This window comes from Methylobacterium oryzisoli (assembly GCF_046557895.1).
GTDB lineage: Bacteria > Pseudomonadota > Alphaproteobacteria > Rhizobiales > Beijerinckiaceae > Methylobacterium > Methylobacterium oryzisoli.
Map to the genome: position 1 here is coordinate 12,741 of NZ_JBKIBX010000029.1, position 17,878 is coordinate 30,618.

At 70.9% G+C, this 17,878-nt stretch carries 24 protein-coding genes and 1 tRNA gene; 17 read left to right on the forward strand and 8 right to left on the reverse strand.

The genetic code is table 11. The features are described 5' to 3' along the window. Positions 1 to 545 precede the first annotated feature (545 nt). From ACKUB9_RS22990 to ACKUB9_RS23000, 3 genes are all read right to left on the reverse strand, one after another. Complete coding sequence (locus tag ACKUB9_RS22990; RefSeq protein ID WP_407527311.1) at positions 546 to 869, reverse strand: DUF1330 domain-containing protein; 324 nt, start codon at positions 867 to 869, stop codon at positions 546 to 548. Between the two features lie 82 nt (positions 870 to 951). Further along, a complete protein-coding gene (locus tag ACKUB9_RS22995; RefSeq protein ID WP_407527308.1) occupies positions 952 to 1,749 on the reverse strand; it encodes a helix-turn-helix domain-containing protein in 798 nt (265 codons plus the stop codon). A gap of 126 nt (positions 1,750 to 1,875) precedes the next feature. Then, entirely contained in the window at positions 1,876 to 2,253 is a 378-nt protein-coding gene (locus ACKUB9_RS23000) for a nuclear transport factor 2 family protein (protein ID WP_407527305.1), read from the reverse strand. Positions 2,254 to 2,496: 243 nt separating this feature from the next. Here ACKUB9_RS23000 and ACKUB9_RS23005 point away from each other — a divergent pair, with 243 nt between their 5' ends. Both ACKUB9_RS23005 and ACKUB9_RS23010 read left to right on the forward strand, forming a co-directional pair. Then, positions 2,497 to 2,745 (forward strand): hypothetical protein, encoded by a 249-nt coding sequence (locus ACKUB9_RS23005; RefSeq protein ID WP_407527302.1) that lies wholly within the window; start codon positions 2,497 to 2,499, stop codon positions 2,743 to 2,745. 107 nt (positions 2,746 to 2,852) lie between these two features. Then, entirely contained in the window at positions 2,853 to 3,605 is a 753-nt protein-coding gene (locus tag ACKUB9_RS23010) for a hypothetical protein (RefSeq protein WP_407527300.1), read from the forward strand. 58 nt (positions 3,606 to 3,663) lie between these two features. On the opposite strand, the gene ACKUB9_RS23015 is transcribed toward ACKUB9_RS23010, so the two are convergent. Continuing rightward, the gene (locus ACKUB9_RS23015) at positions 3,664 to 3,954 is read right to left on the reverse strand and encodes a hypothetical protein (protein WP_407527297.1); all 291 of its coding nucleotides are present in this window, start codon (positions 3,952 to 3,954) and stop codon (positions 3,664 to 3,666) included. 204 nt (positions 3,955 to 4,158) lie between these two features. Here ACKUB9_RS23015 and ACKUB9_RS23020 point away from each other — a divergent pair, with 204 nt between their 5' ends. Continuing rightward, positions 4,159 to 4,404 carry a hypothetical protein gene (locus tag ACKUB9_RS23020; protein WP_407527294.1) on the forward strand — a complete coding sequence of 82 codons (246 nt, stop codon included), beginning with the start codon at positions 4,159 to 4,161 and terminating at the stop codon, positions 4,402 to 4,404. Positions 4,405 to 4,604: 200 nt separating this feature from the next. Here the strand turns inward: ACKUB9_RS23020 and ACKUB9_RS23025 are convergent, their stop codons facing one another. After that, positions 4,605 to 5,639, reverse strand: a complete 1,035-nt coding sequence (locus ACKUB9_RS23025) for a Rieske 2Fe-2S domain-containing protein (protein WP_407527291.1) — start codon at positions 5,637 to 5,639, stop codon at positions 4,605 to 4,607. Positions 5,640 to 5,824: 185 nt separating this feature from the next. Between ACKUB9_RS23025 and ACKUB9_RS23030 the strand changes: the two genes are divergently transcribed. Further along, complete coding sequence (locus tag ACKUB9_RS23030) at positions 5,825 to 6,244, forward strand: DUF3597 domain-containing protein (protein WP_407527288.1); 420 nt, start codon at positions 5,825 to 5,827, stop codon at positions 6,242 to 6,244. A gap of 110 nt (positions 6,245 to 6,354) precedes the next feature. On the opposite strand, the gene ACKUB9_RS23035 is transcribed toward ACKUB9_RS23030, so the two are convergent. Then, positions 6,355 to 7,239 (reverse strand): fumarylacetoacetate hydrolase family protein, encoded by an 885-nt coding sequence (locus ACKUB9_RS23035; RefSeq protein ID WP_407527285.1) that lies wholly within the window; start codon positions 7,237 to 7,239, stop codon positions 6,355 to 6,357. A gap of 414 nt (positions 7,240 to 7,653) precedes the next feature. On the opposite strand from ACKUB9_RS23035, the gene ACKUB9_RS23040 reads away from it, so the two are divergent. After that, positions 7,654 to 8,934, forward strand: a complete 1,281-nt coding sequence (locus ACKUB9_RS23040) for an OmpP1/FadL family transporter (RefSeq protein WP_407527282.1) — start codon at positions 7,654 to 7,656, stop codon at positions 8,932 to 8,934. A 47-nt stretch (positions 8,935 to 8,981) separates the two neighbouring features. Here the strand turns inward: ACKUB9_RS23040 and phaC are convergent, their stop codons facing one another. Beyond that, positions 8,982 to 10,730, reverse strand: coding sequence for a class I poly(R)-hydroxyalkanoic acid synthase (gene phaC / locus ACKUB9_RS23045; RefSeq protein WP_407527364.1), 1,749 nt, complete (start codon positions 10,728 to 10,730; stop codon positions 8,982 to 8,984). Between the two features lie 155 nt (positions 10,731 to 10,885). On the opposite strand from phaC, the gene ACKUB9_RS23050 reads away from it, so the two are divergent. The 10 genes from ACKUB9_RS23050 (at position 10,886) to ACKUB9_RS23095 (ending at position 15,922) form a co-directional block, all read left to right on the forward strand. Then, positions 10,886 to 11,212: a hypothetical protein gene (locus ACKUB9_RS23050; RefSeq protein WP_407527279.1), complete on the forward strand. Its 327-nt coding sequence runs from the start codon at positions 10,886 to 10,888 to the stop codon at positions 11,210 to 11,212. 138 nt (positions 11,213 to 11,350) lie between these two features. Next, positions 11,351 to 12,571: an LL-diaminopimelate aminotransferase gene (locus ACKUB9_RS23055; RefSeq protein WP_407527276.1), complete on the forward strand. Its 1,221-nt coding sequence runs from the start codon at positions 11,351 to 11,353 to the stop codon at positions 12,569 to 12,571. Between the two features lie 178 nt (positions 12,572 to 12,749). Continuing rightward, entirely contained in the window at positions 12,750 to 12,965 is a 216-nt protein-coding gene (locus ACKUB9_RS23060; RefSeq protein ID WP_407527273.1) for a hypothetical protein, read from the forward strand. A gap of 96 nt (positions 12,966 to 13,061) precedes the next feature. After that, entirely contained in the window at positions 13,062 to 13,427 is a 366-nt protein-coding gene (locus ACKUB9_RS23065; RefSeq protein WP_407527270.1) for a hypothetical protein, read from the forward strand. Between the two features lie 169 nt (positions 13,428 to 13,596). Next, a tRNA-Ser gene (locus ACKUB9_RS23070) sits at positions 13,597 to 13,686 on the forward strand. A 416-nt stretch (positions 13,687 to 14,102) separates the two neighbouring features. Further along, complete coding sequence (locus tag ACKUB9_RS23075) at positions 14,103 to 14,336, forward strand: hypothetical protein (RefSeq protein WP_407527268.1); 234 nt, start codon at positions 14,103 to 14,105, stop codon at positions 14,334 to 14,336. A 102-nt stretch (positions 14,337 to 14,438) separates the two neighbouring features. Then, entirely contained in the window at positions 14,439 to 14,666 is a 228-nt protein-coding gene (locus tag ACKUB9_RS23080) for a hypothetical protein (protein ID WP_407527265.1), read from the forward strand. A gap of 34 nt (positions 14,667 to 14,700) precedes the next feature. Continuing rightward, positions 14,701 to 14,895 carry a ribosome modulation factor gene (locus tag ACKUB9_RS23085; RefSeq protein ID WP_407527262.1) on the forward strand — a complete coding sequence of 65 codons (195 nt, stop codon included), beginning with the start codon at positions 14,701 to 14,703 and terminating at the stop codon, positions 14,893 to 14,895. 379 nt (positions 14,896 to 15,274) lie between these two features. Then, on the forward strand, positions 15,275 to 15,433 hold the full coding sequence (locus tag ACKUB9_RS23090) for a hypothetical protein (RefSeq protein WP_407527259.1): 159 nt from the start codon (positions 15,275 to 15,277) through the stop codon (positions 15,431 to 15,433). Positions 15,434 to 15,697: 264 nt separating this feature from the next. After that, entirely contained in the window at positions 15,698 to 15,922 is a 225-nt protein-coding gene (locus ACKUB9_RS23095) for a hypothetical protein (protein ID WP_407527256.1), read from the forward strand. A 19-nt stretch (positions 15,923 to 15,941) separates the two neighbouring features. Here ACKUB9_RS23095 and ACKUB9_RS23100 read toward each other — a convergent pair whose 3' ends face one another. Next, positions 15,942 to 16,478, reverse strand: coding sequence for a DUF417 family protein (locus ACKUB9_RS23100; RefSeq protein ID WP_407527254.1), 537 nt, complete (start codon positions 16,476 to 16,478; stop codon positions 15,942 to 15,944). An 83-nt stretch (positions 16,479 to 16,561) separates the two neighbouring features. Between ACKUB9_RS23100 and ACKUB9_RS23105 the strand changes: the two genes are divergently transcribed. Together ACKUB9_RS23105 and ACKUB9_RS23110 are read left to right on the forward strand one after the other, a co-directional pair. Further along, positions 16,562 to 17,092, forward strand: coding sequence for a MarR family winged helix-turn-helix transcriptional regulator (locus tag ACKUB9_RS23105; protein WP_407527251.1), 531 nt, complete (start codon positions 16,562 to 16,564; stop codon positions 17,090 to 17,092). Between the two features lie 107 nt (positions 17,093 to 17,199). Continuing rightward, complete coding sequence (locus tag ACKUB9_RS23110; protein ID WP_407527248.1) at positions 17,200 to 17,427, forward strand: hypothetical protein; 228 nt, start codon at positions 17,200 to 17,202, stop codon at positions 17,425 to 17,427. Positions 17,428 to 17,878: the final 451 nt, after the last annotated feature.

Below are 17,878 nucleotides of genomic sequence, written 5' to 3' on the forward strand. Positions count from 1 at the left end.
CCATGTGTTCTGGCGCACATGATGAAGGTTCGTCCGGGTGAGACTCATCCCGGCCAGCGAACCACGACACTGCCGCCTGCGCGCCGAATTTCGAGAGTTCCGGTCTGCGCCGTGAGACTCTCAGGAAGCGGCTAGCGACGCTGTCCTCTGGCGCTGCGAAGCAGATATGCGATTGATGAAATTAATGTCGTAGACGGGAGGCTCCCCGTGGATCGATATCGCTTGGATTGATCATATCCAATATATAAATCGTCAGGTTCATCATCAGTAATTTACGAATACATCCATCATCGAGCGCGGGATTACCGCGAGAACGGCCTGTACGGTGCGGTACCCATGTCGGGCATTCGCCAGGAGCGCGGGGGCGTCCGCCGCCCGGGCCACGCCGCGCGCACCGTCGCGTCCCCGCGAGAGGCGTCTCGCAGGAGGCCCCCTGACGCCGGCGACGCCCGTGCGACTGCCCCACCATCACGCGGTCGCGGACCGCCATGCTGTCGTGGATCGTGTGGCCGCGCGCCCCTGTCCTGCTCTCAGGCCGGCACGCGTCAGGCCGGCACCTTGTCGGCGGCGCGGTAGCCCTCCGGAACTCCGTCGATCAGGAAGGCGGCGCCGTCCGCGTTGCGGGTGCGGAAGGGGAGGATCGCCCGGTAGGCCGGCGAATCGTACCACGCCCGGGCCCGCGCGCGGTCCGGGAAGGCGATGACGACGAGGTGCCCGGGCCACGCCCCTTCGAGCACCTCCGCCTCGCCGCCGTGGATGAGGAAGCGGCCGCCGAACGGTTCGAGCGTCGCGTCGATCCGCTGCAGGTAGGCGGCGATGTCCGGTCCCATCGTGACCTCGCGCAGATGCGCGACCGCGTAGCTCGTCATGTCCGCTCTCCCATGGCTGTCCGGGCGATCCTGCCGCCCGATGCCGCCGGAGGCGATGACCTGCGAGGTCATGAAAGCCGGATCACGGCGCCGTGCCGGCGAGGCGGTGCAGCACCTCGGCCGTGCGGGCGTCGGCCGGGAAGAACGATTCGAGGGCGAGTTCGGCGAGCGTGACGTCCATGGGCGTTCCGAACACGGTGGTGGTCGAGACGAAGGACAGCCGCCCGGCCTCGGTCACGAGGTCGAGGGGCACCACGAGGCCCCCCTCCGACCCGCCCGCCGGGCGCGCCGGCCCCGGATAGGCGGCGACTTCGCGCATCAGCTCCGAGAGCACCGGATCGCCCGTGGCGGCGATCTGGCGGTGCAGCCGGTCGAGCAGATGCGCGCGCCACTCCGCGAGGTTGGCGATGCGGGGCGCGAGGCCGCCCGGATGCAGGCTCAGGCGCAGCACGTTCACGGGCGGGGCGAGGAGAGCGGTCTCCGCGACCCCGGCGAGCAGCGGGGACACCGCGGCGTTGGCCGCCACCATCCGCCAGTGACGGTCGACGGCCAGCGCCGGGTAGGGCTCGTGGCCCCGCAGCACCAGATCGACCGCCCGCCGGGCCGGGCCGAGGGCCGGATCGTCCAGGGGGCGCTGCGGGAAGACCGGCGCGTAGCCCGCCGCCAGCAGCAGGCCGTTGCGCTCGCGCAGGGGCACGTCGAGGCACTCGGCGAGGCGCAGCACCATGGCGCGGCTCGCGCTCGCCCGTCCGCTCTCCACGCAGCTGAGATGGCGCTGCGAGATGCCGGCTTCGAGCGCGAGGTCGAGCTGGCTCATCCGCCGCCGCCGCCGCCACGTCCGGAGGTCGTCGCCGAGGGTCTGTGCGCTCCGTGCGGTCATGCGCCACCGATTCGAGGGTGGGGGCGGGGAGCAGGGCGACGCTCCCGGTTGGGTCGCCGATCTGACGGCCAACGATCGGCCCGCGTCAACGGCCCGGTGCCGCGGCGGCCCGGGCCGTCGGCCGGATCAGGCGCCGGCCGGCACCTTGTCGAGGAAGCCGACCACCTGGGCCAGGCGCCCGCCGTCGAGGAGCGCGACATCCGTCCCCTCGACGAGGCTCTCGCCGCCCTCCGGGCCGAGTGCCCAGGAGAAGCGCACGAAGCCCCGCGGCGGCTCGCCGTGTCCGTCGGGCCGGCCCGCGAGCACGAAGCGGTGCCCGGGGAACCGCTCCTGCACCGCCGCGACGAGGCGGCCGATCTCCTCCGGGCCGGTGCCGCGCATCAGCGGGTCGGCGTAGGTGCCGGTCTCGGTCCAGAGCGCGGCCAGCAGCGCGCGGCGGCGCTCCGGATCGGTCTCGTTCCAGCTCGCGAGGTAGCGTGCGGCGATCGTTGCGGCATCCGCCATATCGGTCTCCACTGTCGGCCTCCGGGTGCGACGCCTGGATCGGCCCAGGCGCGGCCAGGATGGGCAGGTCCGCGCCGCCGGTCGACGACCTCCGAGGTCATCGTCGCGCGCCGGCAGATCATCGCGGCGCCTGCCGAAGAGAAATGAGCCTTCGCCCGGCCCCTGCGGGCGGCGCGCGACCCGTCTGGGGGAACATCCTCCCGCATTCGTCGTTGCCTCCTGAATTTCCGGAGGGACAAGATCATGAAGAAGCTTCTGACGGGTACGATTCTGATCGCCACCGTGGCGATGGCGGTGCCGGCATCTGCTCAGGTCATCGATTTCGGCCGCGGCGGCCCGAGCGTCGATCTGCGTTCGCGCGGTGAGCGCGAGCGCGACTTCCGGCGTGACGAGATGCGCCGCGACCGCGACGTCGAGCGCCGCCGCTACTACCGCGAGCAGCGTTTTCGCGATGAGGATCGCGGCTACGGCCGGCGCGACTACCGCTACTGAGGCCGGATCGCGCGGGGCCGTTACGCCCCGCGCTTCGCACACCTCCTCTTCATCGCGCCCGTGAGATGGCTTACGGCCTCGCGGGACGCGCGATGCGGAGGGGTTGAATGGACGCGGAGATTCGCCCGGAGCCGGTGGCCCGGGCGTCGAAGGCCTCGGCTTGGCGCGCATCCCGCAACGCGGCGGCGCGCCTGCGGCTCGACCGGGCGCTGCCCGCGATCTTCCCGCCCCTGGTGCTGCGGCACGCGCTGGCGCAGCCGCTGCTGCCGCCGACCCCCCGTCTCGCCGTCGAGAGCTACTGGCGGGCGCATGTCCTGCGCGCCGACCGGCTGGCCCGCGGCCTCGCGGCGCGCAGCGGCACGCCCGAGGGCTGGACGTGGCGCCTCGGGGCGGTGGAGGAGGGACTGGGCATGGGCTTCCGTGCCCCGCCCGCGCCCTTCCGCGAGCGCGCCTTCGCCCGCGGCAAGGGCCATTGCTGCGTCTGCGGCCAGCCCGTCTACCGCTTCGGCTGGCACGTCGACCTGTGGGGCGCCGGCATCCCGAACCGCAACGCCGGCTGGCACGCGGCCTGCGTCGCGGCCTGGAAGTTGTGGAACGCGGCGAGCGACCACGCACGGGTGCTGAAGGCCCGTCAGCGGCACCGCTGCGCCGAGACCGGCAAGCGGCTCCTGCGCAGCGCGGAGGTGGACCACCGCGTCCCGCTCTACCGGGTGTGGCGCGAGCACCGGGAGGCGCCCTGGCCGGTGCTGCTCGGCTACTGGGGCCTGCCCAACCTTCAGGTCGTCAACCGGGTCGCCCACGCGGGCAAATGCGCGCTGGAGGCGGGCGAGCGCGCCTCGCACCGCCGCGCGCTGCTCTAAGCCTTTAACTTGCCGCATGGTCTGCGACGAACCGGGATCCGCTTCGTCGGACAATGCTCTAGCGGGGGACGAGGGTGAGGCCGTCGTCGGGCAGGAGGTTGCGGGCCGGCCCGCCGGTCTGCTGGCCGCGGCCCTGCTGGTAGTAGGGCAGTTCGGGCCGGCGGTCGTTGTCACTGCCGGAATCGTACTCCCACGGCCGCGACCACGGGGCACGGCCGCCCACGGAGGCGGTGGCATCGACGTCGTAGGGCGCGCGCAGCGGGCCGGCCTGCGCGGCCGGGGACGCCGCCAGGGTGAGGACGGGCGCCAGCGCGGCGGCGAGGAAGGCGGCTCGGAACGGGTGCGTCATGGTCGTCCTCGATCGATGCGGGTGAGTGTCCCGCCCCCTGTCCATTCTGAACGGCCACGCTGAGCGGTTCGTTCCCATCGCCGCATGTTTCGTCGTCGCCCGCGCGACGCAATCGAGCGGGCGGAGCGACGCAATCGGCCCGCAACGGCCGGACCGTAGAGGAGGGGGAGATGACGGCCGAACGGCCGCGAGGGGAGCGCAACCATGATCCGGACCGCCACACTCATCGTCGCGAGCGCCGCCCTGGCCTCCTACATGCTCGTGGGCACCGGGCAGGCCGGGCCGGAGCCCACGGCCGGGCCGAAGCGCTTCACCGACCGGCTGCCCTCCGTCCCCTACGCGCCCGAGGCGCGCGACGTCGCGCTCTACACGCTGGGCACCGAGCCGGCGCCGAACCTCGGCGTGGCGCGGCTGGCGCGGGCGACCATGGCGCCCGCCGTGGTGCGCTGATGCGCTGCCACGAAACACTCCTGATCGCGGCGAGCTTCGGCCTCGGCATCGGTCTCGCCTTCCTGCTCGCCCCGATGCTGTGAGTCCGCTCCGGCGGGCCGGCGAGGAACCGCTGCGGGGCCCGCTCCCTCGTTTCACGTCGGCGATCGCAGGGATTGCGTCCGGTTCCGTCCCCCGCGGGGCGTCGGGCGAGTGCTGCCTCAGCTGCGCCAGCGCAGCTCGCGCGGTTCGAGCGGATTGACGAAGGCCGCCCCGGCCTCCCGCGCCCGCAGGAACTCGCGCTTGAGGGCGAAGTACCATTGCGACTGCACGTCGCTCTCGCCGATCAGCACCATGGCGGGCTTGCGGTCGAGCCCCTTCTGGGCGGTCTGGAGCACGTCGCGGTCCTGCCCCAGGAACTGGCGCATGAACGGGCGGGCCAAAGGCTTCAGGACGTTGAGGGCCGGGATGTTCCAGTACATGGCGTTGATGAGCGCCGTGCGCCCGCCCCCGAGCGGCGTCGCGAAGGTCGAGTTGGCGATGCGCTTGGCGCCGGCGGTGATCCGCTCCAGCCGCACGCCGGGCAGCCGGAACTCGATCTCGACCTCCGGCACCGCGCCGAGCAGCCGGTAGGCGAGGGAGGCGGTCTTGGCCGTGTGGCTCGTCATGGTGAAGCCGAACGGGGAGGGGGCGAAGTGCTTCACCTTCTCCTTCAGGGTCTTGGAGGGGCGCCACCACCACGAATCGTGCACGTAGGCGACGTGCGCGGGGTCGACGAAGCTCAGCGCCACGAGGTCGAAGGAGGCCTCCACCTCCAGGATCTCCACCAGCATGCCGCAATAGGGAAAATCCACCTCCGGGATCGGCGGCGCGGCCTCCGGCTCCGGACCGGCCGCGATCCAGACGAGGCCGGACCGCTCGGCGACCGCGAAGCGCGGCAGGCGCACGGTGGTGAAGCTGGCGTCGTCCCGCCGGGCGAGGGCGGGGATCGCCGCGCACTGCCCGTCCGGGCGGAACTGCCAGCCGTGGAAGGGGCAGACGAGAGTGCCGTCCACGAGGCGCCCCGCGGAGAGCGCCATGCCCCGGTGCGGGCAGCGGTCGCGCAGCGCGAACAGGGCGCCCGACTCCTCGCGCCCGACCACGATCGCCTCCTCGCCGAGGCGCACGGCCGCGAGCCGGCCCGGCCGGAAGCGGCGGCTCTCGCCGACGCAGTACCAGACGTCGTCGAGCGCCCTGCGAAGCGGATCCCCTGTCATGCGCGCCTGCGGCTCCGGCTCATCCGCCCGGGGCCAGTCCCGGGCGCGGGCTGTGTAGGCCAAAGCCCCGCCCGCGTCATCGCAGCCCGCCGCCGCAGGAACGGGGAGCGGGGCTGTTCGTTGATCGTGGCACCGGGTGCCCGGGAACCGGCCGGCCCGGGCCTTGACGCAGAGGAGAGACCGCGATGAGCCTGCTCGGCACGATCGTCAGCAAGATCCTGCATCCCTTCGGCGGCGGCGAGGCCCAGGCGGCGCCCGGCGGCACCGCCACCGCACCCGCCGGCGGCGGCGCGGCCCCGGGCGGTGGGGCCTCGGGCGGCACCGCCGAGGTGCCCAAGGTCGACGGCAAGGTGGACGTCGAGGCGGTGCTCACCGACCTCGCCTCCAAGTCCGGCCAGCCCCTCAACTGGCGCACCTCGATCGTCGACCTGATGAAGCTCCTGAACCTCGACAGCAGCCTCAGCGCCCGCAAGGAGCTGGCCGCGGAGCTGCACTACACCGGCGACACGAACGATTCCGCCGCGATGAACGTCTGGCTGCACAAGCAGGTGATCAAGAAGCTGGAGGAGAACGGCGGCAAGGTGCCGGACGACCTCAAGGACTAGGCGCTGGTCGACGCGCGGGCCTTCGGTCCGCGGACGTCTGCGACAGGTTTCGGGAGGCATGCGCCATGTCTCCCGGCAGCGGGCGCGGGGGAGGGCTCCCCCGCGCCGCGTCAGTTCGTCGGCTCGCCCGCCGCGACCTTGGCGGTCCAGTCGTCGAAGGCGACCATGGTCTGGCGCTGCTCGCCCAGGCCCTCGATGCCGAGGCTCACCACGTCGCCCGCCTTCAGGTAGCGCGGGGGCTTCATGCCCAGGCCGACGCCGGGCGGCGTGCCGGTGGTGATGACGTCGCCCGGCTCCAGCATCATGAAGTGCGACAGGTAGGAGACGATCTGGTGGCAATCGAAGATCATCGTCTTCGTCGAGCCGCTCTGGACCCGCTCGCCGTTCACGTCGAGCCACATCGCGAGGTTCTGCACGTCCGGGATCTCGTCCGGGGTGACGAGCCAGGGACCCAGCGGCCCGAAGGTCGGGCAGCCCTTGCCCTTGGTCCAAGTGCCGCCGCGTTCGAGCTGGAATTCCCGCTCCGAGACGTCGTTGCAGACGCAGAAGCCCGCCACGTAGGCCATCGCCTCGTTGGCGTGGACGTAGGACGCGCGCTTGCCGATGACGATGGCGAGCTCGACCTCCCAGTCGGTCTTCGCCGACCCCTTCGGGATGATGACGTCGTCGTTCGGCCCGACGATGCAGGAGGGCGCCTTGTTGAAGATGATCGGCTCGGCCGGGATCGGCGAGCCGGTCTCGGCGGCGTGATCGGCGAAGTTCAGGCCGATGGCGATGAAGTTGCGCACGTGGCCGACGCACGGCCCGAGCCGGGTGCCGGCCGCCACCGCGGGCAGGCTCGCCGGATCGATGCGGCGCAGGTTGTTCAGGGTGTCGCCCCCGAGGGCCGGGCCGGCGATGTCGCGAATCACCCCCGACAGGTCGCGGATCATGCCGCCCGCATCGACGATGCCGGGTTTCTCGTCGCCGCTCTCGCCCCAGCGCACCAGCTTCATCGCGTGCCTCCCGCTCTCGCCCCGGCCGGATGGCGCGGCGCGGGGGGACATTGGGCATCCCGCCCCCTCCCGGCAAGCGCCGGGACGGGCGATCTCCCGCGCAGGGGCGGGGGCACGCGCACCCGATCGTGTCTATTTCATCACGACTGCGGAAATTTCAGGCAGGCGCCGGCGCGGGCAAACCGGATTTTCGAAAGTTGCCGCCACACTCAGCCCAGACCAGCACCGGCCGGATCGTTCAGGACTTAACATTCATCAAATCGAGAGGAAGTTTCTCGAAGATTCGGGCTGCCGGCCCGGTCGGGGCGAGCGGTTTGCAGGCCCGGGGCCCGATGCGGCACAGTATGGCCAAGCTGCCGAACCGACAGCGCCGAAGCGCGGCGGCAGGGGTTTCGAGGGAACGGAAGCGTGACGATGACGAGGATCAGGGCAGCCCTGCTGGCAGGCGTCGCCTGCAGCATCGCGGCGGGCGAGGCGCAGGCCGGTGCGTTCGGTCTGCGCGAGCAGAGCGCACAGGCGCAGGGACTGGCCTTCGCGGGCGCCGCGGCCGGATCGGGCGGCCTGTCCTCGATGTTCTGGAACCCGGCCGTCGTCACCATGAAGCCCGGCTGGAACTCGGACTTCAACGCCACCCTGGTGGTGCCCTCGGCGGAGTTCCGCACGCAGCCCGGCACGTTCGCGCCGCTGACGCTGCTCGGCCCGTCGGGCGACATCGGCCAGGCCGCCGTGCTGCCGGCGACCTACACCAGCTACCAGCTCACCGAACGCGTGTTCATCGGCCTCGCCGGCGCGGCGCCGTTCGGCCTGATCACCAAGCCCAACCAGGTCTGGGCCGGCCAGACCTACAGCCGCTCCTCGAAGATCTTTTCGCTGAACTTCAACCCGGTGATCGGCATCAAGGTGACGGACTGGCTGTCCGTCGCGGCCGGCCCGACGCTGGAATACTTCAAGCTGACGCTGCGCCAGGCCATCGGCATCACGCCGGCGGCCCCGAGCGGCTTCCTGAAGGGCGACGATTGGGGCGTCGGCTTCACGGCCGGCGTGCTGATCCAGCCCACCGCCACGACCACGGTCGGCGTCGGCTACCGCTCCTCGATCCACCACGAGATCGACGGCTCGGCCTTCGGCATCGGGCAGGTGCGCGCCAACCTCAACACCCCCGAAAAGGTCTCGGTGGGCCTGACGCAAGCGCTCTCGCCGGTGTTTCGCGTCAATCTCGGCTTCGAGTGGGACAACTGGTCGAGGATCGGCTCCCCGGCGATCGTCGCGAAGGCGCTCGGGCGCCCCGTCACGGCGCTGCCGCTCAACTACCGGGACGGGTTCTACTACTCGGTCGGCGGCGAGTACGACGTCTCCCCGCAATGGACGCTGCGGGCGGGCTTCGCCTACGAGGTGTCGCCGATCTTCGACGGCAACCGCTCGACCCGCCTGCCGGACGGCGACCGCTACTGGGGCTCAGTCGGCGCGAGCTACCGCTACAGCGAGAAGATCCAGTTCGACGTCGCCTACTCGCACCTGTTCGCGGCCGGGCGCAACCGGGTCGCGATCGTGCCGGGCGAGCAGACCTACGTCGCGCCGCTCGCCTACCTGGCGAACACCGATTCGAGCGCGGACATCATCTCGGTGGGCCTGAAGTACCGCTGGGACACCCCCGCCGCCCCGATCACCCCGGCCCCGATCGTGCGCAAGTACTGAGACGCGACAGGCCCCTTCCGGATCGGCCGGAAGGGGCCGTCCGGCCGTCAGGCCTTGACCCGCACGTAGGTGCCGGGCGCGGGCGCCAGCGAGGGCAGGGTGCCGCCGCCGGGCTCCCGGGCGGGCACCCGCTCGGGCGCCTGCCGCTCGATCCACGAGAACCAGTAGGGCCACCACGACCCCGGATGCTCGGTCGCCTCCCTGATCCAGTCGGCGAGGTCGCCGTGCGCCGGGCCGCCGGTCCAGTACTGGTACTTCGGCTTGCCCGGCGGGTTGACCACGCCCGCGATGTGGCCCGAGCCGGCGAGCACGTAATCCACCGGCCCGCCGAAGCTGCGGCAGCCCTCGAACACCGAGAGGGCGGGGGCGATGTGGTCCTCGCGGGTGGCGAGGTTGAAGACCGGGATCGTCACCTTCGAGAGGTCGAGGCGCACGTCGCCGAGCCGCATCTCGCCGCGCGAGAGCCGGTTCTCCAGGTAGCAGTTGCGCAGGTAGAACGAGTGGTTGGCGGCCGGCATCCGGGTCGCGTCGGAGTTCCAGTAGAGCAGGTCGAAGGGCAGCGGCGCCTTGCCCTTGAGGTAGTTGTTGACGACGTAGGGCCAGATCAGGTCGTTCGGGCGCAGCATGTTGAAGGCGTTGGCCATCTTGGAGCCGTCGAGGTAGCCCCGGGCCTGCATGCTGGCCTCGACCGCCTGGATCTGCTGCTCGTCGACGAAGACCTTCAGGTCGCCGGCATGGGTGAAGTCGACCTGGGTGGTGAGGAAGGTCGCGCTCTCGATCCGGTCGTCGCCGGTCGCCGCCATGTAGGCGAGGGTCACGCCGAGCAGCGTGCCGCCGACGCAGTAGCCCGCCGCCGTGACCGTGCGCTCCCCGGTCGCCGCCTGGATCGAGTCGAGGGCCGCGAAGATGCCCTCGCGCATGTAGCTCTCGAAGTCCTTCTGCGCGTGCCGCTCGTCCGGGTTGACCCAGGATATCACGAAGACGGTCAGCCCCTGCTGCACCGCCCAGTTGATGAAGCTCTTATCCTTGTTGAGATCGAGGATGTAGAACTTGTTGATCCAGGGCGGCACGATCAGGAGCGGGCGCTTGAGCACCGTCTCGGTCTGGGGGGCGTACTGGATCAGCTCGATGAGGTCGTTGCGGAAGATGACCTCGCCGGGCGTGTTGGCCATGTTGACGCCGATCTCGAAGCGGCCCGGATCGGTCTGGCGCAGGCGCAGCTCGCCGCGTCCCGCCTCCACGTCCTCGGCCAGCATCGCCATGCCGCGCACGAGGTTGGCGCCGTTCTCGCGCATCGTCTCGCGGATCAGCTCCGGGTTCGTCAGCACGAAGTTCGAGGGCGCGAGCGCGCTGGCGAGCTGGCGCACGTAGAAGCGCGCCTTGGCGCGGGTGTGCTCGTCGACGCCCTCGGCCTCGTCCACCAGGATCTCGGCCCAGCGCGTGGTGATCAGGTAGCCCTGCTTGATGAAGTCGAACATCGGGTTCGTCGACCATTCGGGCGCCGCGAAGCGCTTGTCGCGCGGGTCCGGGAGCACGACGGGGGTCACCGTCTCGCCCTGCATGCGCTGCAGTGTGGCGCCCCACAGGGCGAGGAACTGGCCGCCGATCAGCGTCTGGGCCTCGCTCGCCTTCCGGGGATCGGCGAACCAGCGCTCGGCCACGGTGCCGAGGGTGCGCACCACCTCCACCACCCCGTCCGCCATGCCGGCCTCGGCCTTCCCCGTCTCGAAGGGCTTGGCGTAGGCGGCGGCGGCGCGCCCGAACTCCTCGACGAAGCGCCCGGCATTGCGGGACATCGTCTCCACGTCCACGCTCGGCGTCGCGATCTTCTCGACCGTCACGCGTCACTCCTCCCTGTCGCAGCGTCAGCCCCGGGGCGGGCCGCCTTTCCGACAAATTAACGCCTCACAAGCCCGTTTCGCCAGACGTCCCCGAGGTTTTCTCCGTCGCCATGCGCACCCTCACCCTCACGGCCCTGACCGGTCTCGCCCTGACGCTCGGCGGCTGCGTCCTCGACGGGGGCAACCCGGTGCGCGAGGCCGCGAAGGCGGCCGGGATCGCGCCGCCCCCCGCGACGGCGCCGGATTTCGTCGCGCGCTCGCGGCGCGAGGGCGAGGATTTCCTGCCGGTCGGCGTCTCGGCGCCGCCGCGGCCGATCCGGGCCAAGTCGGCCGCGGGGGTGAAGGACTTGGAGGCCGACCTCGACGCGAGCCGCCAGCGCAACGAGGCGCGCGGGCGGGACGCCGCCAAGGTGGGCGGGACGACGCAGGCGCGCTGAGAGGCCCGCAATTCGCCTTACCGGGCATTCCGCTTCCGCCCGAACGGGGCTAAGCAGGACGGCTCGGGCGGCCGCGGCCGCCCGCGACGTGTGACGCGACGGGCGCCCCGGGAGGCGGCGCCGATCAGGATCCGGCCGATGACCGACTTTCACCGCATCAAGCGACTGCCCCCTTACGTCTTCGAGCAGGTCAACCGGATCAAGGCCGCCGCCCGCGCCAACGGGGCCGACATCATCGATCTCGGCATGGGCAACCCGGACCTCGACGCGCCGCGCCACGTGATCGAGAAGCTGGTCGAGACCGCCGGCAAGCCGCGCACCGACCGCTACTCGGCCTCGAAGGGCATCGCGGGCCTGCGCCGCGCCCAGGCCGGCTACTACCAGCGCCGCTTCGGCGTCACCCTCAACCCCGAGACCCAGGTCGTGGCGACGCTGGGCTCGAAGGAGGGCTTCGCCAACATGGCCCAGGCGATCACCGCGCCGGGCGACGTGGTGCTGGTGCCCAACCCGAGCTACCCGATCCACGCCTTCGGCTTCCTGATGGCGGGGGGCGTGATCCGCTCGGTGCCCGCCGAGCCGACGCCCGCCTTCTTCCCGGCGGCCGAGCGGGCGATGCAGCACTCGATCCCCAAGCCCGTGGCGCTGGTCGTCTGCTATCCCTCGAACCCGACCGCCTACGTCGCCTCGCTCGACTTCTACCGCGACCTCGTGGCCTTCGCGAAGAAGCACGACCTGATCCTGCTCTCGGACCTCGCCTACGCGGAGGTCTACTTCGACGACGCCAGCCCGCCGCCCTCCGTGCTGCAGGTGCCGGGCGCCATCGACGTGACGGTGGAGTTCACCTCGCTGTCGAAGACGTTCTCGATGGCGGGCTGGCGCATGGGTTTCGCGGTGGGCAACGAGCGGCTGCTGGCGGCGCTCACGCGCGTGAAGTCCTACCTCGATTACGGCGCCTTCACGCCGATCCAGGTCGCCGCCACCGCGGCGCTGAACGGGCCGGAGGCCTGCATCCACGAGATGCGCGCCACCTACCGGCGGCGGCGCGATGCGCTGGTCGATTCCTTCCAGAAGTGCGGCTGGACGATTCCCGCGCCCTCCGCCTCGATGTTCGCCTGGGTGCCGATCCCGGAAAAATTCCGGGGGCTCGGCAGCCTCGAATTCTCGAAGCTCTTGGTCGAGAAGGCGGACGTGGCGGTGGCGCCGGGCATCGGCTTCGGCGAGCATGGGGACGAGTTCGTGCGCATCGCGCTGGTCGAGAACGAGCAGCGCATCCGCCAGGCCGCCCGCAACATCCGCCGCTTCTTCGACGGGGCGGAGCGCACCCTGCACAACGTGGTGCCGCTGCAGAAGGCCGTGTAGGCGCCGCGCGCCTTCGCAACCGGCCGCCCCATCCCCCGCGCAGGTTGTGGCCGGGGGGTGACAGGGCTGGGGGAAAGACCCCGCCTGGCGGCCCGCCGCGGCCCGCGCGGCTTGATCCGGGGCGGGGGCGGCGTCAGGGTTGCGGCCACGCTGTCGCTTCTCCAGGCCCGGGTTCCCCATGCGTCGTTCGCTGCAGATCGTCGGTCTCGCGCTCGCGGTCCTCGCCCCGGCCGCCTGCGCGCCGAACCCGATCGTCGCCCGCGATCCCGTGCCGGCACCAAGCCCTGACGAGGCGTATCGCTGCCGCTCGAAGCCGACCGTGCTGAACGCCTACTGGACCGACTGCGAGCCGGTGCGGCGCGAGCCCGAGGTGGTGATCCGCAGCCGGGGCTGAGCCCGGGAGCCGGGGATGAGCCCGGGACGGCAACGGTTCGCGCGCCCCGCGCGTTGAGCCGGCACTGCCTCCCGCGAAGGGTTCCTGGAAGGGTCCATGCCCGTGCTCCGCCACTCCGCTCCCGCGCTCGCCGCGCTCCTGCTCACCGGTCCGGCCGCCGCGCAGGGCCTTCCCCCGGGTCCCGACGCGCCGCTCGCGGTGCGGGTGCGGCCCGAAGCCCCGCCCCAGGACATCTACGCGCGCGCCGCGGCCCGCGGCCCGGTCGTGCTGCAGATCGACCCCTACGCGCCGCGCAGCGGCGCCCCCCTGGTGCCGATCCGGGCGGTGCCGGTCGCCTCGGTGCTGAACGGCGGCGCCTTCGGCCCGACCGGCTTCGGCTATTACGGCGACGCGGTGAGCGAAGGCCCCCTCAACCGCCGCCAGCGCCCCGCAATCTACTACCTCGGCAGCCGGGCCTACTGACTGCGGTCGTCCCCGGTCCGGCGGCCGCGTTTTCCGGTGGACACCGCAGCCGCCGCTCGGTATGAGCACGCCGTCGACCACGCCCCCCGCCGTCGCGCGGGGGCATGCGCGGGACGCCCTCACGCCAGGCCTGATCGACCGATCCGGCCGCGGAGGCGCGCCCCACCTCGGAGAGGTGGCAGAGTGGTTGAATGCACCGCACTCGAAATGCGGCATGGGCGCAAGTCCATCGGGGGTTCGAATCCCTCCCTCTCCGCCAGACACCTGTTCTGAATGCGCCGAGCCGGTGCAGCCGCCCAGGCCGACAGCGAACCCGCGGATGCCGCCCGAGATGCTGCCTTGGGCGGTCCATGTCCGGCCCGTCGGATCAGGCTCAGCGACGATCACCGTCGGGGTCGTCGCGGTGTCGAAGGACCCGGCTCGGGCATTCGTTCACGCGGCCATGAGGACCCCGCGCGATGCCGCCGCGGCCTGCGCCTGCCGGCGCTCCGGCTCCGCGACCATCTGCACGCCGGCGGACGGGGCCGCGGGGGAGAAACGTCTTGATTTCGCTCGTGCGCTGGCTGTTGGTCGTTCTTGCGGTGCTCTGTGCCGCGTGGATCGCGTACCATCTGCGTTGAGCTTGGGCTCTCGAACACCTCAAGCCCCGGGGCTACCTGAGATGAGGTCAGCTGAATGACCAGCGACGAGGCAGAGAAGGCCATCCGCTTCCTGTGCAATCAGTGGGCGGCAGAGCAGTCCAGGCAGTCCCCGACCGAGGATCACGGGGATTATTCCGAGTTCAGAAGCTGGCTCGCAAAGAACGGCCACGAGAAATATCTGCAATTCGAGTCGCCCATCGGGGCCGAACGCGAAGCCGAGACGTGGTTCGATCAGGAGATGTATCAGACGTCGTTGCGGCTGAAATAGGCGCCGATCGCCCTGTCATCGCGGCGACCGGCCGGAGACGAGGCTGCGGAAAGCCGGCGCTTCGGGCTAGCATGGCACAAGCGAGCCGCCACGGAGCCCGAGATGACCGCACCCCTGTCCTTCGAAGCGGACGCGCAAGCGCGCATCAGTGCCCTCGAATGCGTCGTGACGTCCCTCCTTCGCGAGCTGACGAAGTGCGATCCCGGCCTGCGGGAGGCGGTTCTCGAGGAGGTCCGACGCGCCCTGGAGGCGGCGCCGCCGCCGACACCCAAGACCGAAGCCGAGCAGGCCAAGGTGCTCGATCTGTCGGAGATCCTCCTGGCGCCCTGATCCACACCATGCCCATGAAGTCCGGAGCGTGCGCATGTCGACCAGCGACCCCGATCCGACGATCCCGGCGGTTGATCCGACGGCCGAGGGCGCGCGTGCGCGTCAGCAGGGCCGGCCGAGAGATGGATGCCCATACCCGATCGACAGCGAGGAGCGAGAGGAGTGGATGGAAGGCTATGACGGGCGCTCGCGCGACACGCCTCCCGATCAGCCGATGAAGCCGACCTAGAGCGGTTTTCGACGAAGCGGCCACCGGTTCGTCGCAGGGAGCGCGTCGGTATCAAAGAGCTGGAGCAGGATCCGATGGCAGCGCGGCCGGATCCTGCTCCACGTCCGCCGTCATCCTCATCAAGGAGGACGAACGCGGGCTGGACGCATTCTCGCCGATCCCTCCCTGAATCCGACCCGCCGCCCCGGTGCTCGCGCGACACCTCATGCGCCGGCGCATCCGGCATCGCCGGTGTGGCTTGCCGTGAAGCGGTCGACCCCCAAACCCGAGTTAAGCATTCATTAGTATTAATTCTTCGCAGGAAAAACTAACGGCTATTAATTCTCGTAAATACGCATTAATTTGTCTCTATCAGCGTTATCGAAGCGGTTGCACGCAGATGAAAAATGTGAACGTACGGCGGCTGAAGCGGCGCGCGACCAAGATGAAGTCGCTGGCCCGGCGTGAATACGATCTCTTCCTCGAGGGGCTGGATGCGGTCTGGACGGCGTGCCTGGGCTGGGTCGCCATCAGGACGGCAAGGCTCATTCTGAGTTGACGAGCAGGGACCTGCGTCGGCGTATCCGGTGCGGCCAGCGTGCCGCCCCCGAACGGAAAGCTCCGCCGGCGACGTGCTGGCGCCCAGCATGTCGCCCCACATGGCGGCCATGAGGACCAGCCGGAGCCGCTTGATGGCGAGGCTTTGACCGCGAGACGGGGTGCGATCCCTGCCGCCCCACGCGTCGGTCAACCCGAACCTGCGATTCTCCCGAGAGTTGATCGCCCAGAAGGCGATCGATGCCTCGCAACGGGAGTGAGCGCCATGGCGGACGAGTCAGTCACCCGAGATCCCGGCGGGCAGCAACCGGAGATGGTCAAAGGCCTTGAGGCGGCCGCACGGTCCGGCAGCAAGAAGCCTGACGACCATGGAATGCGGGCCACTCCTGAAACCGCACCGGAGCCCGGATCGCTGGAGGAGGAGGAGCGTCGCGCCGCCGACCTCCTCCGCGAGGCGGCCGAGCGCGACGCACGCAAGCCGAGTTCGTGAGAAGAGGGCGGCAGGCGCCTCATATCGACCGGCCAGCGAGGCCGTCGCCCATGCTTCGAGGGACATCGATCCGCGCGAAGCTCTCGCCGAGCACCACGATGCTGATGCCGAGGAGCGCCACGTCCTTGATGAGGAACGCGCCCAGGCCGTTGAGCCAGGGGAAGCCGCCCGAGGGCCCTTCCCAGATCGGCAGTGCGAGCAGGGTCGAGCAGGTCACCGCGAAGGTCAGCGTCCCGATCGTGCCCGCCATGGCACCGGCGCGAGCCGACCAGGGCGAGGCGACGAAGAGGGCGGCCGTGATGATCTCGACGGTGCCGAGGAGGTAGGACGCGCCGGCCTCGCCGAAGAGGGGGTAGAGCCATGCCAGCCACGGCGTGCCGCCGATGACGGGCTTGAGCGCATCGATCTCGATCTGCGTGAACTTGAGGATGCCGATCAGGAAGAGCGGCAGGACGACACCGGCGAGCGCCACGGCGCGGCCGGCTCTGGTGACGGTCCCGGCGTGATCATGGGCTGCCATGACGACGCTCGCGACGTGGCGGGTGGAGGAGGGCATGGTGGAGGCTCCCTGATATATGCGCGAAGCATATAACGGAAGGCCCGCTTGCGGTCTATGCGTCGCGCATATATTTTTCCGACATGGATGCGCGACGCGAGAACGTGATCGGTGCGCTGGCGCTGGCTCTGGCCGACGCCATGCTGCGTGAGGCGCAGGCGCAGGCCCCCGAGGCGGGGCCTGCCGCCGCGGCGCTGGCCCTTCTCGGGCATGAGCCGGGACTGCCGATCGAACGGCTGCGCCGCTCGCTCGGGCTGTCTCATCCGGGCGCCGTGCGGCTGGTCGATCGGCTGGCGGACGACGGGCTGGTGGTCCGAGAGCCGTCTCGACTGGATCGCCGTGCGGTGGCGCTCCGCCTGACGCCTGCGGGCGAAGCGACGTGCCGGGCCATCATCACCTCGCGGGACGGCGCGATCACCCGCGCGTTGACGACGCTGACGATGCAGGAACGGCAGACGTTCGGGGATCTGGCCGAGAAGCTGCTGCGCGGCTTCGTCGCCGACCTCGATCACGCCTACGCGATCTGCCGGCTGTGCGACTACGAGGCCTGCACCGACTGCCCCGTCGAGGGTGAGCTGAGCCGACGCGAAGCCGAGGCGGTCGCTCGAGGCTGAGCGGGGCCTCAGCGCAGGAGGCTCGCTCAAAGGAACGGAGCGGCCAGGAACCCGAGAGCGGTCGGAGGTGCTTGAAAGGCAGGTGTCCAGCCGAACAGGAGCGCGGCATGTACGATTGGCGACCGATGGACCGGGCCCCTCAGGATGGCCGCTGGATCATCGCGATCAGCCGCCACGAGCCGGATCGCCGGGCGGTCGTGCGTTGGGATCCGAGCCGGATCAGCGACGATCGGCCGTGGCACGTCGCGACGACCGAGTACGGCTATCCGACGGACGCCTTCACGGACTGGATGCCGTTCCCCGCTCTCCCTCAGGGCGGCCCTGCCGCGGATTAGCGGACGATCGGGCGCGCGAACCGGCGTCTTGTCCGAGAGTCGAGGGGTGTGCTTCTCCGAAGGCAGATCCGGAGGGCTGTCACGCAGGAACACCTATCCGGTCCGGCGCGGCCGAGAACCGGGATCGCCCGACCGTCGTCACACCTCCCGGCCGCCTCTGCGGGCGGGAGCGATCCATCCGGAGCGCCGATCGGCTCGCCCGCGCGTCGCCGCCATCCGCGGCGCGGCGCGGCTCTCGACGGGTGTGACGGAGAGGGAAGGGCGTCTCCCTCCATCCGGAGAGAGACGCCAAGTCGCGACACGTCTCGGGAGGAGAATGCACGGACCCCGTCAGGCCGCGCGAGCGGCGCGAGGTCGGTGCGTGTCTCTCCCGGAATACGCCTGCCCGCGCCCGGCGAACAACCCGCGCCCGCCCCCCACATTGGTCCTAGAGCGCCGGGGGGGGGGGCGG

Coding starts and splice junctions, on each gene's coding strand:
- ACKUB9_RS23050 (WP_407527279.1), top strand. CDS start 10,886: ATGCGCACCCTCACCCTCACGGCCCTGACCGGTCTCGCCCTGACGCTC.
- ACKUB9_RS23005 (WP_407527302.1), top strand. CDS start 2,497: ATGAAGAAGCTTCTGACGGGTACGATTCTGATCGCCACCGTGGCGATG.
- ACKUB9_RS23040 (WP_407527282.1), top strand. CDS start 7,654: ATGACGAGGATCAGGGCAGCCCTGCTGGCAGGCGTCGCCTGCAGCATC.
- ACKUB9_RS23060 (WP_407527273.1), top strand. CDS start 12,750: ATGCGTCGTTCGCTGCAGATCGTCGGTCTCGCGCTCGCGGTCCTCGCC.
- ACKUB9_RS23100 (WP_407527254.1), bottom strand. CDS start 16,478: ATGCCCTCCTCCACCCGCCACGTCGCGAGCGTCGTCATGGCAGCCCAT.
- ACKUB9_RS23055 (WP_407527276.1), top strand. CDS start 11,351: ATGACCGACTTTCACCGCATCAAGCGACTGCCCCCTTACGTCTTCGAG.
- ACKUB9_RS23110 (WP_407527248.1), top strand. CDS start 17,200: ATGTACGATTGGCGACCGATGGACCGGGCCCCTCAGGATGGCCGCTGG.
- ACKUB9_RS23020 (WP_407527294.1), top strand. CDS start 4,159: ATGATCCGGACCGCCACACTCATCGTCGCGAGCGCCGCCCTGGCCTCC.
- ACKUB9_RS23025 (WP_407527291.1), bottom strand. CDS start 5,639: ATGACAGGGGATCCGCTTCGCAGGGCGCTCGACGACGTCTGGTACTGC.
- ACKUB9_RS23085 (WP_407527262.1), top strand. CDS start 14,701: ATGTCGACCAGCGACCCCGATCCGACGATCCCGGCGGTTGATCCGACG.
- ACKUB9_RS23080 (WP_407527265.1), top strand. CDS start 14,439: ATGACCGCACCCCTGTCCTTCGAAGCGGACGCGCAAGCGCGCATCAGT.
- ACKUB9_RS23090 (WP_407527259.1), top strand. CDS start 15,275: ATGAAAAATGTGAACGTACGGCGGCTGAAGCGGCGCGCGACCAAGATG.
- ACKUB9_RS23095 (WP_407527256.1), top strand. CDS start 15,698: ATGGCGGACGAGTCAGTCACCCGAGATCCCGGCGGGCAGCAACCGGAG.
- ACKUB9_RS23075 (WP_407527268.1), top strand. CDS start 14,103: ATGACCAGCGACGAGGCAGAGAAGGCCATCCGCTTCCTGTGCAATCAG.
- ACKUB9_RS23015 (WP_407527297.1), bottom strand. CDS start 3,954: ATGACGCACCCGTTCCGAGCCGCCTTCCTCGCCGCCGCGCTGGCGCCC.
- ACKUB9_RS23030 (WP_407527288.1), top strand. CDS start 5,825: ATGAGCCTGCTCGGCACGATCGTCAGCAAGATCCTGCATCCCTTCGGC.
- ACKUB9_RS23035 (WP_407527285.1), bottom strand. CDS start 7,239: ATGAAGCTGGTGCGCTGGGGCGAGAGCGGCGACGAGAAACCCGGCATC.
- ACKUB9_RS22995 (WP_407527308.1), bottom strand. CDS start 1,749: ATGACCGCACGGAGCGCACAGACCCTCGGCGACGACCTCCGGACGTGG.
- ACKUB9_RS23065 (WP_407527270.1), top strand. CDS start 13,062: ATGCCCGTGCTCCGCCACTCCGCTCCCGCGCTCGCCGCGCTCCTGCTC.
- ACKUB9_RS22990 (WP_407527311.1), bottom strand. CDS start 869: ATGACGAGCTACGCGGTCGCGCATCTGCGCGAGGTCACGATGGGACCG.
- ACKUB9_RS23105 (WP_407527251.1), top strand. CDS start 16,562: ATGGATGCGCGACGCGAGAACGTGATCGGTGCGCTGGCGCTGGCTCTG.
- ACKUB9_RS23010 (WP_407527300.1), top strand. CDS start 2,853: ATGGACGCGGAGATTCGCCCGGAGCCGGTGGCCCGGGCGTCGAAGGCC.
- ACKUB9_RS23000 (WP_407527305.1), bottom strand. CDS start 2,253: ATGGCGGATGCCGCAACGATCGCCGCACGCTACCTCGCGAGCTGGAAC.
- phaC (WP_407527364.1), bottom strand. CDS start 10,730: ATGTCCCGCAATGCCGGGCGCTTCGTCGAGGAGTTCGGGCGCGCCGCC.